The sequence below is a fragment of the Kribbella deserti genome (assembly GCF_042434725.1).
Classification (GTDB): Bacteria; Actinomycetota; Actinomycetes; order Propionibacteriales; family Kribbellaceae; genus Kribbella; species Kribbella deserti.
Genome location: NZ_JBHLTC010000018.1, coordinates 707114 through 722458 on the forward strand (window position 1 = coordinate 707114; position 15345 = coordinate 722458).

The 15345-nt window shown below is 68.6% G+C and carries 13 protein-coding genes; 5 read left to right on the forward strand and 8 right to left on the reverse strand.

Going from position 1 to position 15345, the window contains the following annotated elements; translation table 11 throughout:
- Positions 1-21: 21 nt before the first annotated feature.
- The gene (locus ACFFGN_RS16605; protein ID WP_380048378.1) at positions 22-2175 is read right to left on the reverse strand and encodes an elongation factor G-like protein EF-G2; all 2154 of its coding nucleotides are present in this window, start codon (positions 2173-2175) and stop codon (positions 22-24) included.
- A 55-nt stretch (positions 2176-2230) separates the two neighbouring features.
- On the reverse strand, positions 2231-3139 hold the full coding sequence (locus tag ACFFGN_RS16610; protein ID WP_380048380.1) for a coiled-coil domain-containing protein: 909 nt from the start codon (positions 3137-3139) through the stop codon (positions 2231-2233).
- 584 nt (positions 3140-3723) lie between these two features.
- Between ACFFGN_RS16610 and ACFFGN_RS16615 the strand changes: the two genes are divergently transcribed.
- Both ACFFGN_RS16615 and ACFFGN_RS16620 read left to right on the forward strand, forming a co-directional pair.
- On the forward strand, positions 3724-4668 hold the full coding sequence (locus ACFFGN_RS16615; RefSeq protein WP_380048382.1) for a tyrosine-type recombinase/integrase: 945 nt from the start codon (positions 3724-3726) through the stop codon (positions 4666-4668).
- Between the two features lie 29 nt (positions 4669-4697).
- Positions 4698-6599, forward strand: coding sequence for a DUF2207 domain-containing protein (locus tag ACFFGN_RS16620; protein WP_380048384.1), 1902 nt, complete (start codon positions 4698-4700; stop codon positions 6597-6599).
- 9 nt (positions 6600-6608) lie between these two features.
- Here ACFFGN_RS16620 and ACFFGN_RS16625 read toward each other — a convergent pair whose 3' ends face one another.
- The 3 genes from ACFFGN_RS16625 to ACFFGN_RS16635 are packed head-to-tail and all read right to left on the reverse strand — an operon-like array spanning position 6609 to position 10117.
- A complete protein-coding gene (locus ACFFGN_RS16625; protein ID WP_380048386.1) occupies positions 6609-7136 on the reverse strand; it encodes a ferritin in 528 nt (175 codons plus the stop codon).
- Between the two features lie 51 nt (positions 7137-7187).
- Complete coding sequence (locus tag ACFFGN_RS16630; RefSeq protein WP_380048388.1) at positions 7188-9107, reverse strand: DUF2264 domain-containing protein; 1920 nt, start codon at positions 9105-9107, stop codon at positions 7188-7190.
- On the reverse strand, positions 9104-10117 hold the full coding sequence (locus ACFFGN_RS16635; RefSeq protein ID WP_380048390.1) for a hydroxyacid dehydrogenase: 1014 nt from the start codon (positions 10115-10117) through the stop codon (positions 9104-9106). Before ACFFGN_RS16635 ends, ACFFGN_RS16630 begins: the two co-directional genes overlap by 4 nt.
- Before the next feature lie 172 nt (positions 10118-10289).
- On the opposite strand from ACFFGN_RS16635, the gene ACFFGN_RS16640 reads away from it, so the two are divergent.
- Positions 10290-11204, forward strand: coding sequence for a proteasome assembly chaperone family protein (locus tag ACFFGN_RS16640; RefSeq protein ID WP_380048392.1), 915 nt, complete (start codon positions 10290-10292; stop codon positions 11202-11204).
- Positions 11205-11221: 17 nt separating this feature from the next.
- Here ACFFGN_RS16640 and ACFFGN_RS16645 read toward each other — a convergent pair whose 3' ends face one another.
- The gene (locus ACFFGN_RS16645; protein ID WP_380048394.1) at positions 11222-11689 is read right to left on the reverse strand and encodes a DoxX family protein; all 468 of its coding nucleotides are present in this window, start codon (positions 11687-11689) and stop codon (positions 11222-11224) included.
- 82 nt (positions 11690-11771) lie between these two features.
- Positions 11772-12617: an alpha/beta fold hydrolase gene (locus ACFFGN_RS16650; protein WP_380048396.1), complete on the reverse strand. Its 846-nt coding sequence runs from the start codon at positions 12615-12617 to the stop codon at positions 11772-11774.
- A 75-nt stretch (positions 12618-12692) separates the two neighbouring features.
- Here ACFFGN_RS16650 and ACFFGN_RS16655 point away from each other — a divergent pair, with 75 nt between their 5' ends.
- A complete protein-coding gene (locus ACFFGN_RS16655; RefSeq protein ID WP_380048398.1) occupies positions 12693-13568 on the forward strand; it encodes an acyl-CoA thioesterase in 876 nt (291 codons plus the stop codon).
- On the opposite strand, the gene ACFFGN_RS16660 is transcribed toward ACFFGN_RS16655, so the two are convergent.
- Positions 13521-14336 carry an NmrA family NAD(P)-binding protein gene (locus ACFFGN_RS16660; protein ID WP_380048400.1) on the reverse strand — a complete coding sequence of 272 codons (816 nt, stop codon included), beginning with the start codon at positions 14334-14336 and terminating at the stop codon, positions 13521-13523. The genes ACFFGN_RS16655 and ACFFGN_RS16660 overlap by 48 nt on opposite strands.
- An 88-nt stretch (positions 14337-14424) precedes the next feature.
- Here ACFFGN_RS16660 and ACFFGN_RS16665 point away from each other — a divergent pair, with 88 nt between their 5' ends.
- Positions 14425-15309, forward strand: a complete 885-nt coding sequence (locus ACFFGN_RS16665; RefSeq protein ID WP_380048402.1) for an AraC family transcriptional regulator — start codon at positions 14425-14427, stop codon at positions 15307-15309.
- Positions 15310-15345 lie beyond the last annotated feature (36 nt).

The window sequence follows — 15345 nt, forward strand, 5'->3', positions numbered from 1 at the left end:
ACCACCCTAACCAACGCGGGTTCAGCCGGACGTCAGCTTGGCCGCCTGGGAGTCGGGCATCGGGTCGTACCGCTCGAAGGCCCGGGTGAACGACGCGGCGCCGTGCGACAGCGAGCGCAGATCGATGGCGTAGCGGGTGATCTCGAGCTGAGGTACCTCCGCCTTGACCATGGTCCGGTCCTCGCCGACACGTTCGGTGCCGAGCAGCCGGCCGCGCCGTCCGGACAGGTCGCTCATCACGGCACCGACCAGGTCGTCCGGTACGAGCACCGAGACCAGGTCGACCGGTTCGAGCAGGTTGATCTTGGCGGCGTTGGCCGCGTCGCGCAGTGCGAGTCCGCCCGCGGTCTGGAAGGCCATATCCGACGAGTCGACGCTGTGGGCCTTGCCGTCGTGCAGGGTCACCCGAATGTTCACGAGCGGATAGCCCGAGCCGACACCGCGTTCCATCTGGGCGCGGATGCCCTTCTCGACGCTCGGGATGAACTGCCGGGGCACCGCGCCACCGACGACCTTGTCGACGAACTCGAACTCGGCGCCTTGCGGCAGTGGCTCGACCTCGATATCGCAGACCGCGTACTGCCCGTGGCCGCCGGACTGCTTCACATGCCGCCCGTGGCCCCGCGCCTTGTTGCCGAAGGTCTCGCGTAGCGGCACCCGCAGTTCGACGGTGTCCACGGTCACGCCGTACCGGTTGGCAAGCGCGTCGAGTACGACGTCCGCGTGCGCCTCGCCCATGCACCACAGCACGATCTGATGGGTCTCGTTGTTGTGCTCGATCCGCAACGTCGGGTCCTCGGCCGCGAGGCGCTGCAGGCCCAGCGACAACTTGTCCTCGTCGGTCTTCGCGTGAGCCTGAACGGCGATCGGCAGCAACGGCTCGGGCATCGTCCACGGCTTCAGCAGCAGCGGACGTGTCTTGTCCGACAAGGTGTCGCCGGTTTCCGCGCGAGTGAGCCGGCCAACTGCGCAGATGTCACCCGCGACCACCGCGGACGACGGCCGCTGTTGTTTGCCCAGTGGGATCGACAGGTTGCCGATCCGCTCGTCCTCGTCATGGTCGTCGTGGCTGAGGCGATCCCCGAAGAAGGACATGAAATGGCCCGACACGTGAACCGTCGCGTCGGGCCTGATGGTGCCGGAGAACACCCGGACCAGACTGACCCTGCCGACGTACGGGTCCGAGGTCGTCTTCACCACCTCTGCCAGCAAGGGCCCGTCCGGATCGCAGGCCGGCTTCTTCTGCGGTACGCCGTCGGGGTTGAACACCTCCGGCAGTTCGTGCTCGGGTGGCGAGGGAAAGGCGCTGGTGATGATCTCCAGTAATTCGGAGGCGCCGACGCCGGTGGAGCTGCAGACCGGAACGACGGGGAAGAACGAGCCACGGGCGACGGCTCTTTCGAGGTCGTCGACCAGGACGGTCTGGTCGATCTGCTCGCCGCCGATGTACCGCTCCATCAGGGATTCGTCCTCGGATTCCTCGATCACGCCTTCGATCAAGGTGCCGCGCTGGAGTTCGAGGTCGTCGGCGTACGTCGCGTCCGGGGCGGACTCGACCCGATCGCCGGACGAGTGGTCGTAGTGGATTTGCGAGAGCAGGCCGATCAGTCCGGTGGTGGTTCCGTCCTTGGCGCGCACGGGCAGGTAGAGCGGCAGGACCTTGTCGCCGAAGGCGGATTGCGCCGCCGCCAGGGCCGTCTCGTACGCCGCGCGCGCGTGGTCGAGTTTGGTGATCACGACGGCCCGGGGCATGCCGACGGCGGCGCATTCGTGCCAGAGCGACTTGGTCGGCTCGTCGACACTTTCGTTCGCGGCGATGACGAACAGGGCGCAGTCGGCGGCGCGCAGGCCGGCCCGCAGTTCGCCCACGAAGTCGGCATAGCCAGGGGTGTCGATCAGGTTGACCTTGATGCCGTCGTGCATCAGTGGCGCGAGCGCCAGGCCGACCGAACGCTGCTGCCGGACCTCCGCGTCGTCGAAATCGCAGACCGTCGACCCGTCGGCGACGGTCCCAGGTCTGGACAGTACGGCGGCCGCGACCAGCAGCGCCTCGGCGAGGGTGGTCTTGCCGGCCCCGGACGGACCGACGAGCACCACGTTGCGAATGGCGTCGGGCCGGTCCACCGCGGGGACCGTCGCACCGCTGCCCTGGGAAGTGATCGTCCGCTCTGCCATGACGGAACCTCCTAGAACAGCTACCTTTCCCCCTCGCGGCGGTTCTGCACAAGGGTCAGTCGGCAGGCCGCTCGCTCCGGGTCGCGCCAACGGCCTCGATCAGGGCCCGCAGGTCGTCCGGATGCAACGCCCTCGGACCTTCCTTGGCCTGCTGCCGGGCTGCCTCGACCTCGGCCTTCAGCTGGTGCGCTTCGGCCCGCAGCGCTTCGGTCTCTGCGTGCAGACGGTCCGCGTTGGTGGTTGCTGTGGCTAGTTGAACCGTCAGGGTTTGGCGCTCGGTCTGCCATTCGGCTGTTTGCTGCTGGGCCTGCTGATGTTGGGCGGCCAGGGCTAGCTCGGCGTCCTGGGCTCTCTTCTGTACGTCGCTGAGGTCGGCGCGTAGGCGGTCGACATGGAGTGAGCGCTGTTGGGCTTCGGCGCGGGCGGCGTCGCGTTCTGCGGTGAGGCGTTCGGCGGCGATGAGGGCTTCGCGGATTTCGCGCTCGGAGGCCGTCGCGCGCTGGGCCACTTGCTCGGCGCGGGCTTCGGCGATCTCTCGGGCCTTCACGGCTTCCTCAGCCTGCTGGCGGGCGGCGCCGAGGGCCTCGGTCGCGGTGAGCGCTTGTTCTGCTGCTGCGGTCGCGCGTTGGACGGCCTCCGTGCGCTCCTTCGCGGCGCGTTCGGCGGCGGCGCTGCTCTGGCGGGCGCGTTGCTCGGCGTGGTCGCGGGCTTCTTCGGCCGCTACCCGGGCTCGCTCGGCCTCGGCCACCTGCTTGTTGGCGGTCTCGACGGCTGTCACGGCGGCGGCTTCGACCTCGTCCAGGCGGGTGGTCACGGCTGCTAGGGCGGCGGTCAGCTCTTCTACTGGTCCGCGGACGACGTCCAGTTGTTCGCGGAGGCGCTCCGCATCGAGGCGAAACGTGGTGCTGCCGGAGTCCAGCCCCAGGCCTAGCGCTCCCAGGGCGTCGCGTTCCGCCCGGGCCATTTGGGCGCAGGACCGGCCGCCTTCCCAGCGGGTGTCCTTACAGAACCCTCGCCGCCTTCCTCCCTGCGGACCTGGCGGGGGTAGTTCCGCCCGGCATTTGCTGTATCCGCACCGCACAGCCTCGTCGATCATGCGCTGAACCCTAGCTGGTTAGCAGTTACGAAACCTAATTAACTGGTTTGAGTTGAGGAAACTAAACCAGAACCACACGAAACCGGTGTTTTGTGTGGTTTTCGTTCGAGCGTCGGCGTGGAGACTGGGAGCGACTGGTTTGGTGGGGGAGGATCGTCGCTGTGACGACTACCGCCGCCCCGAGTCCGGACCGAGCTGCGCCAGAAAACGCCGGGATGACGGCAAAAATCGCACCTCCGGCGACGGGCGCGTCGAGTTGGCCGGGGGTGGCGGATCCGGAGGAGCTGCGGGAGCAGATTGCGGAGTGGCTGCTGGCGTATGCGAATGCGGGGACGCGGCGTACGTATGCCTACGCGCTAGGACTGCCTGTTGCTTGGGTAGACGCGTTGGCAGGCGGACCGGCTGGTGCTGCCAAGGCTGGCACTGGGGATCGGACTGGTGCGTTGCATGGGTTGGCGTGGTTTCGGTGGTGTGCGGGGATCGGGCTGGATCCGCGGAAGGCGACCGGCACTGAGGTGAAGGCCTGGCTGCATGCGCTGGATGCGGCGGGGGCGGAGAAGCGCACGCGGCAACGGATGCTCTCGACGCTTTCGGCGTTCTACGGCCACTTGACCGAGATCGGCGTCGTACCGGCGAATCCCGCGGCGCTGAACCGCGCCCGGCTTGGGCTCAGCCGCAGTTCACGCGAGGCCTCGCCGACGATCCGCCTCACCGCCGCGCAACTCCGCGCGCTGCTCGACGCCGCAGCCCGCCTGCCGAACCGGACCCGCCATCGCGACCTGTTCGCCTACCGCGCCGTGGCAGTCGTCGCGCTGCTGACGCTGGGCCTGCGCGTCTCGGAACTGGTCGGCCTCAATCGCGACGATCTGGTCGTGTCCGGCGGTGAGCCCATGTTGCGAGTGCTCGGCAAGGGCGGCGTACGGCGCGAGGTCTATCTCACCGAGCTGGCCGACGCCGCGCTGCGGGAGTACCTGGCCGAGCGGGATCGCACCGGTGAGGCGGCCGTACCGACCTTGCGAGGGCGTACGGCGGCCGAGCGCACGCCGATGATCGCGACGCGCGACGGCGGACGGTGTTCCCGGTTCGACATCAACGCCTTGCTGAAGCGGATCGCCACCCACGCCGGGCCGGCCCTCGCGGATGTGGCGCATCTGGTGCATCCGCACGCGCTGCGGCACGCCTACGTCACGATCGCGCTGGAGCAGGATGCGCGGATCCAGCACGTGCAGGCCGATGTCGGGCACGCCAGCATTTCCACGACGCAGTACTACGACCGCGGCCGCCGTACGCGCGACACCACCGCCGCCGATCTCGTCGCCGCCGCCATCGCCGCCGCTGATCCGCGCAATGCGGAGGCGTCCGACACGCCAGCGGCCGCGGGGACTGAGCGCGGGTAATTGGCCTCGGCGCTCGTTAGGGTCGCCGCATGCGTAGAGGTCTGACCGCACTGCTGCTCGCCGTCTTCGGCGTCCTCCTTCTGTCCACGACCGCGTCACCGGCTTCGGCGGTGTCCGCGCAGCCGCGGGCGCTGGACGACGTGGTAGACCTGATGCGGGTCGACTACAACGTGACGACGGACGGGGTTCTGCAGGTCAAGGAAACGATCGTCTACCGGTTCGGCGCGGGCTCGGGGCGGCACGGCATGTTCCGCGACCTGGTCGTCCGGGAGAAGTGGGCCGACGACAAGTCCAAGGATCAGCGGTACGACATCGCCAACATTCGCGTCTCCAGCCCGTCCGGCGACAGCGCCGAGTTCACCCAAGAGGTCACGAAGCGGTCCGGCCATCGCGATCAGAACCTGCGCCTGAAGATCGGTTCACCCGACCGGACCATCATCGACGCCACCGCCACCTATGTCATCGAGTACGACGTGCGCGGCGCGCTTCGCCACTTCGACGATCACAGCGAACTGTTCTGGGACGCCACCGGCGACGACTGGCGGGCCATGCTCAAGAACGTCGTCGTCTCCGTTCAGGTCCCGCAAGGTGTCACCCAGGTGAAGTGCTTCGGTGGACCGGACGGTTCGACGCAGCCGTGCCAGCAGGCCACGATCCAGGCCGGCCGCGGCGTTTTCACCGAGACGAACATCGAGCCCAAGAGCCAGCTCACGGTGGTCGCCGGCATCAAGGCGGGAGTGGTCAGCAACGACACCCCGATCGTGGTGAATCCGCCCGGCCCGCTTGAGCGTGTCGGTCTGTCCCTGTGGCAGATGCTGCTCTCGCTCGCCGCGACCGCGGCTGCGTTGGCGGCGGGCGTCGGGTACTACAGGCGTGGATTCCGCGATGAGCGATTCGCCGGTCTGCCGCCGGGGGCCTTTCCGCCCGCGGGTAGCAATCCGCCCGTGGTGAAGGACGAACTGCGCGAGGACCAGATCCCGGTCGCCTTCGCGCCGCCGCCGATCGCGGTAGGCGAGGCCGGTCTGCTGATCGACTCGGTCGCGAATACCACCGAGACCGCCGCGACGCTGATCGATATGGCCGTGCGCGGCGGCGTACGGATCGAGAACCTCGGCAGCGAGCAGCGCGCCGTACTGCTGGATCCGGCCGTGGCCACCCGCAACCACGAGCAAGTGCTGGTGCAGTCGCTTTTCCCGGGATTGCAGCCTGGTACGGCGATCACGCTCAAGCGCCGCCCGACCGGCGACACCTCGATGCGGATGGCGCACGACGCGATGATCGCGGCCCTGCGCGGGCAGATCAACCAGTACGGGTGGTACATCAAGCCGCCGCGCGCGGCCGCCAGTGGAATGGGCGCGCTGCAGTGCGCCTGCCTTGGCATCGTCGGAATGTTCGCGTTGTTCATCGGCCTTGGTGGAGCCGTCGTGGCGGCGGCCGCCGGTGGACCCGGACCGGCCACGGCGGTCGCCATTCCGCTACTGGGCGCGGTCGTGGGCCTGGTGCTGTACTTCAGCAAGAAATCCAAGGGTAAGAAGACCGCCACCGGCCGGGCGATGGCGGATCAACTGGTCGGCTTCCGGACCTATCTGGCCACCGCCGAGGCGGATCAGCTCAGATTCGAGGAAGGCGAGGACATCTTCAGCAAATACTTGCCATGGGCAATCGCGTTCGGGATCGCGGACCGCTGGCAGGCGATCTGTGCTCAGCTGGTCGCGGCGGGGCGCATCCCGCCTGACCCGTACTGGTACTACGGTCCGTCGTACTACACCTCCGGCTACTCCGCCGGACAGCTCCAGCAGAGCGTCGCCTCGACGTTCGACCCGCCGCCGGCCCCGGCCAACAGTGGCGGGGGCGGCGGCAGCTCATCGGGCTTCAGCGGCGGAGGTTCTTCCGGCGGTGGCGGTGGCGGCGGAGGCGGCGGTTCCTGGTAGCGGAACGGCTCAGACTGCGCCACCGGCGGCACGCGGTGCCGTCGGGTCGGATCCCTGGTCGCCGACAACCTCGCGGGCCAGGAAGTCCTCGAGGTGGAACAGGTTGTCGCCGGCGCGCTTCGCGACGTTGACCAGTGTCGTCATCGCGGAGACCTCCTCGACCTGCTCCTTGAGGAACCACTGCATGAACTGCTCACCGATGTAGTCGCCCTCGTCACGCGCCGTCCGCGCGAGGGTCTCGATCTGCTTGGTGACGGTGATTTCCTGCTGCAGCGCGAGTTCGAGCGGCGCCAGCGCGTTGTCGAACTCGTTGATGACGTCGTCGATACCCGGGATGTTCGGCCGGATGTCCTTGTCCAGCAGGTACTGCACCATCATCATCGCGTGGTTGCGCTCTTCCAGGGCCTGCTTGTAGAAGTGCGCGGCCAGCTGCGGCAGGTCCTGATCGTCGTACCAGACGGCAACCGCGATGTACTGCGCGGAGGCCGAGAATTCGTTACGGATCTGTTCTTGAAGAAGCTTCGCGTAAGTGCCCATGACGCCAATGTAGACCGGCGGCCGGCAAATCTCATCCAAAGCGAGGCTTTCCTAAGCGGCGTCACCGGCCTGCCCGAGCTGGACCGTTTCCACTGCTCCGTCAGGCAGTTCGAGCCGTACCTGGTTGCCCTCGACAACAACTCGCACACTGGCCGAGATCGACTCGGGACTGACCACGTCGCGGTTGAGCAGCACGGCGCAGACCAGCACGATCGGCTCGCCCGGATGGGTGGTGGTGAGGTACGGCGTGGCCGAGTGAGGCCCGAACGCGCTCGCGCCCAGATCGCGATGGACCGCCGCGTCGTCATACCCGTGCAGGCCGACCATCGTCGAGCACAGGCCGTTCGCCTCGGCGGAGGCCCAGACCGGGTCCTTACCGGTGGTTGCCGTCGGCAAAGACCGTCCCGCGACGGGATAACCGCCACTGCGTACGGTCGCACCGGCGGGGCCGTCGACCCGGGCGCACCGGATCTCCCAGCCGCCGTACACGACCGAGGCCGTCTCGATCTGCCAAGGCCCATCTGTACCGAGCCAGGCCTTGTGCCACGACGAGGCGCTTCGCTCGCCAACGGCGATCCGGCGGATCCGGCCGCGGTAGCTCGAACGACCGGCGTTATCGACCAGCGCCAGGTTGTTGTCGACTCGGTCGAGTTGCGCCTGCGCGGACAGCTCCGGCCCGGTGTGGTTCGAGTACGCGAGCCGGTCGTAGTGCGGGTCTCCGGCAGGCTCGATGCCTTCGGGCTCGTCCACCGGGGCCTTGTCGGATCCGTGGTTCAGGAGCCGGACGAGATTGTCATGCCGCGTTGCGTGGATCACCCAGCCAGGCGCGGGCATGGCCCGAACCTGATCGGCTTCGTCCAGCGGAATGGTCTCTTCGCGCTCAGTCCAGACAGCGTGTTCCGGCGGCAGCAGCAGGCCGACGAACCCCTTGCTGGCCCAGTACGGCGAACCCGGTCCCGAGTAGGCCTGAGTCGTCGGGAGGAAGGTGTCGTACCAACCGAGTGTGAGCACTCCACGCTCGTCAGGCGCGCCATGTTCCACGAAGTGCCTGGCAATCCCGGAGCACAGCCTGCGCGTCGCACCGGGCGTAAGCGGCGTAGCGTCCAGCAGCGCCCCCATCCAGTACGGCGTCGCCGCGGCCATCCGGTACGTCAGCGAACGCCCCTGGTGAATGGGAGCGCCATCGCTGCCAACAAGATGTACGGCGTCGTCGAGGAACAACCGGAGCCTGTCGCGGTAGACCTGCAGCCGGTCGTCGTACTTGGCTCCAGGCGTCGCGGCCGCCATCCGCGCCCAAAGGCCCGGGTAGAGGTGCATGGCCCAGCCGATGTAGTTGTCGAAGCTCTGGCCGTAGCCGTCGGAGTACCAGCCGTCGCCGACGTACCACTCCTCGATCCGGTCCAGGCCCGCGTCGATCTCGTCCTGCGAGTACGGCGCGCCTACGGAGGCCAGGAACTGCTCGGATACGACCTGGAACAACCGCCAGTTGTTCTCGTGCGTACGCGAGCCGACGAATCCGCCGAGCCAGTCCGCGACCTTCTCCTGCTCCGAACTGGTCAGGCGATCCCAGATCCACTCGCGGGTCTCATGGAGCGATACCGCGATCGCGGCGGCTTCAACCAGCGGCTGGGCTAGGGGAGTGAGCCGCGGCCAGGCCTCGGCACTGTCGCGGTCAGCGCCTGCAACCAGCCCACGTTTGTACCGCTCGATCAGTTCCTCGCAGCCGACACCGCGCACTCCACCGATCCGGAACGCCGCAAGCATGAAGGACCGGGCAAAACCCTCCAAGCCGTCACTAACCACGCCGGACCGGCTAGGCCGTCCCGGAAGGTCGACGCGGGCTCCGCCAGGGGAGAAGTACGGAACGAGCGAATCGAGTAGGTGGTCGGCGAGGGCCTCCCAGTGCGTCCTGGACCAGCCAGTCCAGGTAGAGAGGACACGGTCAGGCGCAGGAAGGATGAAGCGGCTCAAGCGATTCTCCCGAGTTCGTGGGCGGCGATGCCGTGTAGCAGGGGCTGGCCCGACACAAGCCGCTCCAGCTCACTGACGGCCACGTCGCCGAGCCGGGCCACCTCGTTGCCGAGAGCACCCGCTACGTGCGGCGTGACGAAGACGTTCGGCAGGCTGAACAGCGGCGAGTCAGCCGGCAGTGGTTCGGGATCGGTGACGTCGAGAACGGCGTCGATCCGGCCCGAGAGGCACTCGGCCTCCAGCGCGGCCGCGTCGACGATCTTGCCGCGGGCGGTGTTGATGAGCACCGAGCGGTCCGGCATCAGGCCGAGCAGCCGGGCGTCGACCAGACCGGCGGTTTCCGGCAGCAGCGGCGCGTGGAGGCTCACGATGTCACTGCTGGCGAACAACGTGTCGTTGTCGCACAACCGCGCTCCCAGCTCAGCGGCCTCCTCCGCGCTCAGGTACGGGTCACTGATCAGTACGTCGAAGTCGAACGACTTGAGCCGTTCCGCGACCAGCCGGCCGATCCGCGAGGCGCCCAGCAGGCCGACCGTGCTGCGGTGATTCCCCATCGGGGCGTAGCCGTGACTGTCCGGCTTCTTGCCGTTGAGCCGGTACTCCGCGGAAAGACGGAAAGCACGTTTCCCGCCGAGCACGATGGCGGCGACCGTGTACTCCGCGACCGGTACGGCGTTCGCCGCCACCGCGGAGCTGACCTGGATGCCGCGCTCGAACGCCGACGGGTCGACGATGTGCTTGACGCTGCCGGCCGCGTGCAGGATCGCCCGCAGCTTGGGCGCGGCGGCGAGCACCTCGGCGCTGATCCGCGGACATCCCCAGCCCGTGACGACCACCTCGACGTCGGCCAGCACCGCCGCCACGTCCGGCTCGTCCAGGAACGACGCCACCGGGCGCACGTCGAGCACCTTGCCGACCGCGTCCAGCCGCGCGCGCAGATCGGGCGTCAGCACCTGCACGAGGGTGGAGTCGCTCATAGCCAGCAGAACCAGGGGCGGGGAATCAGTCACAGACCGAACGCTAGCAAGCGCTTTCCCAACTTGTCTCGCCGGTCGGCGTGGATGGCGGTGAGAAAAGTCTCGATCGGTGGAATTCCTGCCGGTGGCAGCGACGTTGTCAGTACAGAAGGCAGGATGGGGACAGGATCCCGTCCGCCGACCGCCACCGCGAAGGAGACCCGAGATGCTGCGACCGGACGACCTCTACGAGATCGTCGACGAGTCCGTCGCGACCGGACCGGCCGCGCCGCCCCGAGTCCTGGTGCACGCGCTCGACGGCTTCATGGACGCAGGCCAGGCCGGCCGCGTTGCCGCGGACCACCTGCTCGACGTCCTGGACAGCCGCGTGGTCGCGCGCTTCGACGTCGACCTGATGCACGACTACCGGGCCCGGCGGCCTGAGGTGACGTTCGCCGAGGACCGGTTCATCGACTACGACCCGCCGGAGCTGTTGCTGCACCTGCTGGTCGACGACGCCGGCGTGGAGTTCCTGCTGCTGGAGGGCGCCGAGCCCGATATGCACTGGGAGCGCTTCGCCGCCGCCGTTCGCAATCTGATCGAGCGCTACAACGTGACCCTGACGATCGGCGTGCACGGCATTCCGATGGGCGTGCCGCACACCCGCCCGCTCGGCCTGACCGCGCACGCGACCCGGCCCGAGCTCGTCACCCGGTCGAACATCTGGGACGGCGAGATGCGCCTGCCCGCGAGCGTGGCCAGCATGTTGCAGGTCCGCCTCGGTGAGGCCGGCCGGGACGCGATGGGCTTCGCGGTGCACGTGCCGCACTACCTTGCGGAGAACCGCTTCCCGGGCGCGGCGCTGGCCCTGGTGCACGCGGTATCGGCCGCCACCGGGTTGCTCTTGCCGAGCAAGGCCCTGCTGGACGAGGCCGCCGTCACCGGCCGCCTGGTCGACGAGCAGGTCCAGGCCTCGGAGGACGCGACCGCCGTGGTCAGCGCCCTGGAGACGCAGTACGACGCCGCGGCCGGTTCGATCAGCCGGGGCAGCCTGCTAGCCGCCGAGTCGATCCCGTCGGGCGACGAGCTCGGCGCGGAACTCGAGCAGTTCCTGGCCGAGCTCAATCGCGACGACGACTAGAGCTGGGCGGGCGCCCGTTAGTTACGGGCGTCCGCCATGGTCATGCTGCGGTTCGGGGCACTGCGGAACAGCCCGTCGAGGCTGAACTTGCCCGCGCCCACGACCGCGAGGGTCAGCGAGAGCAGACCGAGAGCCGCCACCAGCTCCCAGCCGCCGTCGGCCGCGAAGACGCCGTTCTCGCGGTGCACGAACAGGAACGCGCCCGCCATGTTCACGGTCAGCAGCAGACCGAACAGCGTGGTCAGCGCGCCGACGATCAGCGCGGCGCCACCGACCAGCTCGACGAAGGTGGCGAAGTACGCCGAGATCTGAGGCTGCGGAATACCCATGTTGGTGAAACCGGCCGTCGTACCGTCGAGGCCGTTGGTCTTGAACTTCTGCCAGCCGTGCGCGATGAAGATGACACCCAGGCCGACTCGGGCGACCAGCAGAACCAGGTCGCGGGACGCGTTGACCGGGCGGGAAAGCGAGCTCAGCGCGCTCATGTAAGGCAGTCCTTTCGGGTGGTTGAACGTACAACTACCACCCTAGGTCACGCCACCGAAAGCCCACAGAAAGTCACCGACCTCAGCTGGTGTGGCGCAGCAGAGCCGGTACGACGACCGGCCAGGTCTCGCGTGGCACGCCCTGGCCGACGCCGGGCAGCGTCAGCAGCGTCGCGGCCGGGATCTCCTTGGCCAGCGCCTCCGCGTTGCCGTGCGGGAAGAACGGGTCCTCCTCGCCGTGTACCACCAGCGTCGGTGCGCTGATCTCGCCGAGCCGCTCGCGCCATCGGGGCTTGCAGTCGATGGCGGCGAACATCGTGCCGAGGTGGCTCGCTCGCTGCGCAGACGGCGTCGCTTGGGCCCGATCGAAGATGGCTCCGGCGGTCGCCGATGCGTCCTGCTCGTCGAATCCCCGCGAGCCGGACATGAGCCGCGCGGTCTCGGTCATGTAGTCGACAACGCTGTCGCGATCGGTCCAGTCCGGCTTCGGGCGCCCGAACAGCCGCTCCATCATCGCCGGATCGTGCTCGGGCAGGTCGGGGTCGACCGGTCCGGGCGCCACCGGACGGGTGGAGATCAGCGTCAGCGACGCGACCTGATCTGGGTGGTCGAGCGCGAGCAACTGGCCGATGAAGCCGCCAACTGCCATCCCGACCACGTGCGCGCGGTCCAGGTTGAGCGCCATCAGCAGTTCGGACGCGTCGGTCACCAGATCGCGCAGGTCGTAGCGGGGCGCGTCCGGATCGACCAGAGTGGATTGGCCGGCGTCGCGCAGGTCGTACCGCACCACGTACCGCCCGGCCAACGCCGCGCAGAACTCGTCGGGCCAGCTCAGCATGGTGACGCCGCCGATGAGCAGCACAGGGGAGTCCGCGGGATCCCCGAAGGTTTCCACCGCTAGCTCGACATCGTTGACCGTGATCTGCATATCCCGCCCTCAGGTTTGTCGGCTGTACCGGAGCAACCAGGCTAGGCCCGAGAGGGGGCCTGGCAGGATGGGGTCATGCCTGAATCCTTGGAGGATCTGGTCGAGTTGCTCGACCTCGAGATGATCGACGTCGACGTGTTCCGCGGGCGGCAGCCGGAAACGTCGATGCAGCGGGTCTTCGGGGGACAGGTGCTCGGCCAGGCCCTGGTCGCGGCCACCCGCACGGTCGAGCCGGAGCGGCACGTGCACTCGCTGCACGGGTACTTCCTGCGCCCGGGCGATACCGCCGTACCGATCGTGTACCGGGCCGAGCCGACTCGTGACGGTAAGACGTTCAGCAGCCGCCGGGTGGTCGCCTCCCAGCACGGCAAGCCGATCTTCTACATGTCCGCCTCGTATCAACGGCCCGAGCCCGGCCTGGACCACCAGGACGAGATGCCCGAGGGCGTCGTACCGCCGGATGACGCGCCAACCCTGGCCGAGGTGCTGGAGGCCCGTTCCGGGCGTGGGGCCGCTGAGTGGAACAAGGAATGGGCCGCGCTGGATGTCCGGATAGCCAGTGCCACCGGCAAGCAATTCTGGATCCGGGCCGCGGGCAAGCTTCCGGACGAGTCGCCCTTGCACGCTTGTGTCCTCGCCTACGCGAGTGACCTGACCCTGCTCGGGGCCAGCCTGCTCCAGCACGGCCTCATCATCGGCGACCCCCGGATTCAGCCCGCCTCGATCGACCACGCGATGTGGTTCCACCGTGCGGCGCGCGCCGACGAGTGGCTGCTGTACGACCAGGCCTCGCCGTCGGCCTCCGGCGCCCGCGGTTTCGCCACCGGCCGGTTGTTCACCGTGGACGGCGTACTGGTGGCGAGCGTGGCGCAGGAGGGCCTGATCCGGCCGATCGGCCTGGACCTACCGCGGGCCGGGAGCCCAGACGTCGCGAACGTAGGAACGGAATGACTTGGCGGGGCGGCCGAGGACCTGCTCGACACCATCGGTCGGCGTTTCCAGCAGGCCTTCGCGCATGAGCTCGAACATGCCGTTCACGTTGGTTGCGACCTCCTCCGGGTAACCCTCGGCTCGCAGGTCCTCGGCGTACTGCTCGGGCGTGATCTCGACGAACTCGATCGGCCGGCCGACGGCGGCGGAGATCTGGCCGACGGCCTCGGCGAACGTGAGCGACTCGGGCCCGGACAGCTCGTAGATCTTGCCGGCGTGCCCGTCGGTCGTCAGTAGCTCGGTCACGACGTCGGCCACGTCCGACAGGTCGATGAACGGCTCACCGACGTCCCCGATCGGCAATGCCAGTCGCCCGGCCGTGATCGCCGGGAGCCAGAAGTCCACGTCGAAGTTCTGGTTGAAGTTGTTCGCCCGGGCGAACGCCCACTCGGCTCCCGAGGCCCGTACGGCCTGCTCGGCCGCCCACATTCCGTCTCCGAAGCGGCCGGCCGCCTTGTCCATGTTCCGCCCGGACAGCACCACGAACCTCCGGACCCCGGCCGCGACGGCCTGCTTCACGAACGGCTCAGTCGGTTCGGGGTCGTCCGATGCGACGAGATAGACCGCCGTCGCACCTTCGACCGCGTCCGCCCAGGTCGCGCGATCGTCCCAGTCGAACCGGGTCGGCGCGGATCGGGACGCCGCCCGGAAGTCCACTCCCTTCGCCTGCAACCGCTCGGCTACTCGCCGACCGGTCTTACCTGTTGCTCCAAGCACCAAAATCGTCATACCAGGAGTCAACCGCCGACGGCCCGGCCTTCCCATAGGTAGCCGTCCGGGCCTCATGTCCGTGCGTTCAGCGCCTATCGTTGGCGGGGTGGAACCACTCGACGACCTGCTGCGTGGCGTCCGGGCCGATGGCGCCGTTCTGGGTACGCCGGTGCTCTCGGCGCCGTACGCGCTCCGGTTCACCGACGCGGCGGCGCTCACGCTGATCGCGCCCCTGCACGGCGAGGCCTGGATCGTCGCCGACGACAAGCCGGTGCTGGTTCGGCCGGGCGATATCGCCGTCGTACACGGGCCGGCGCCGTTCCTGGTCACGGACGACCCCGGGCGGCCGTCGCAGGCGGTCGACACCCATTGCGACGGGCTCGTCGAGGGCGGACCGCCTGGTGCCGGAACCGGCGGGACCGTGCTGCTGGCGGGGGCGTACCACGTCCGGCAGGAGCTGCCGCGGCGGTTGTTCGACGAACTTCCCCGGGTGATCGTTGCCTGCGACGACCAAAGCTGTGGTCCGCTGCGCGAGTACCTCGAGGAGCGGATCGCCGCCGGTGCGCTCGGGCGCCAGGTGGTGCTGGACCGGCTGCTCGACTGGTTGCTGATCTGCACCGTTCGCGACTGGTTCGAGGCGAACGAGACGCCGTGGTTCGAGGCGGTCGGCGATCCCGTCGTCGGCCCGGTGCTGCAGGCGCTGCATACCACCCCGGCCGCGCCGTGGACGATCGCCGGACTCGCTGCCCTGGGCAACGTTTCGCGCACCACGCTGGCCAAGCGCTTTGCCGAGCTGGTCGGCCAGCCACCGTTGGCCTATCTGACCGACCTGCGGATGACGCTTGCCGCCGAGTTGCTCGACCGTCCCGGCGCCACCGTCGCCGCGGTCGCTCGCCAAGTGGGATACGCCGACGCGTTCAGCTTCAGCTCGGCCTTCAAGCGTGAGCGTGGCACCAGCCCCAGCACGTACATGAGCCGCCAACCGGCCTGACGCCTGCCGTAACGGCCGCATACCGCTGGTCGATGT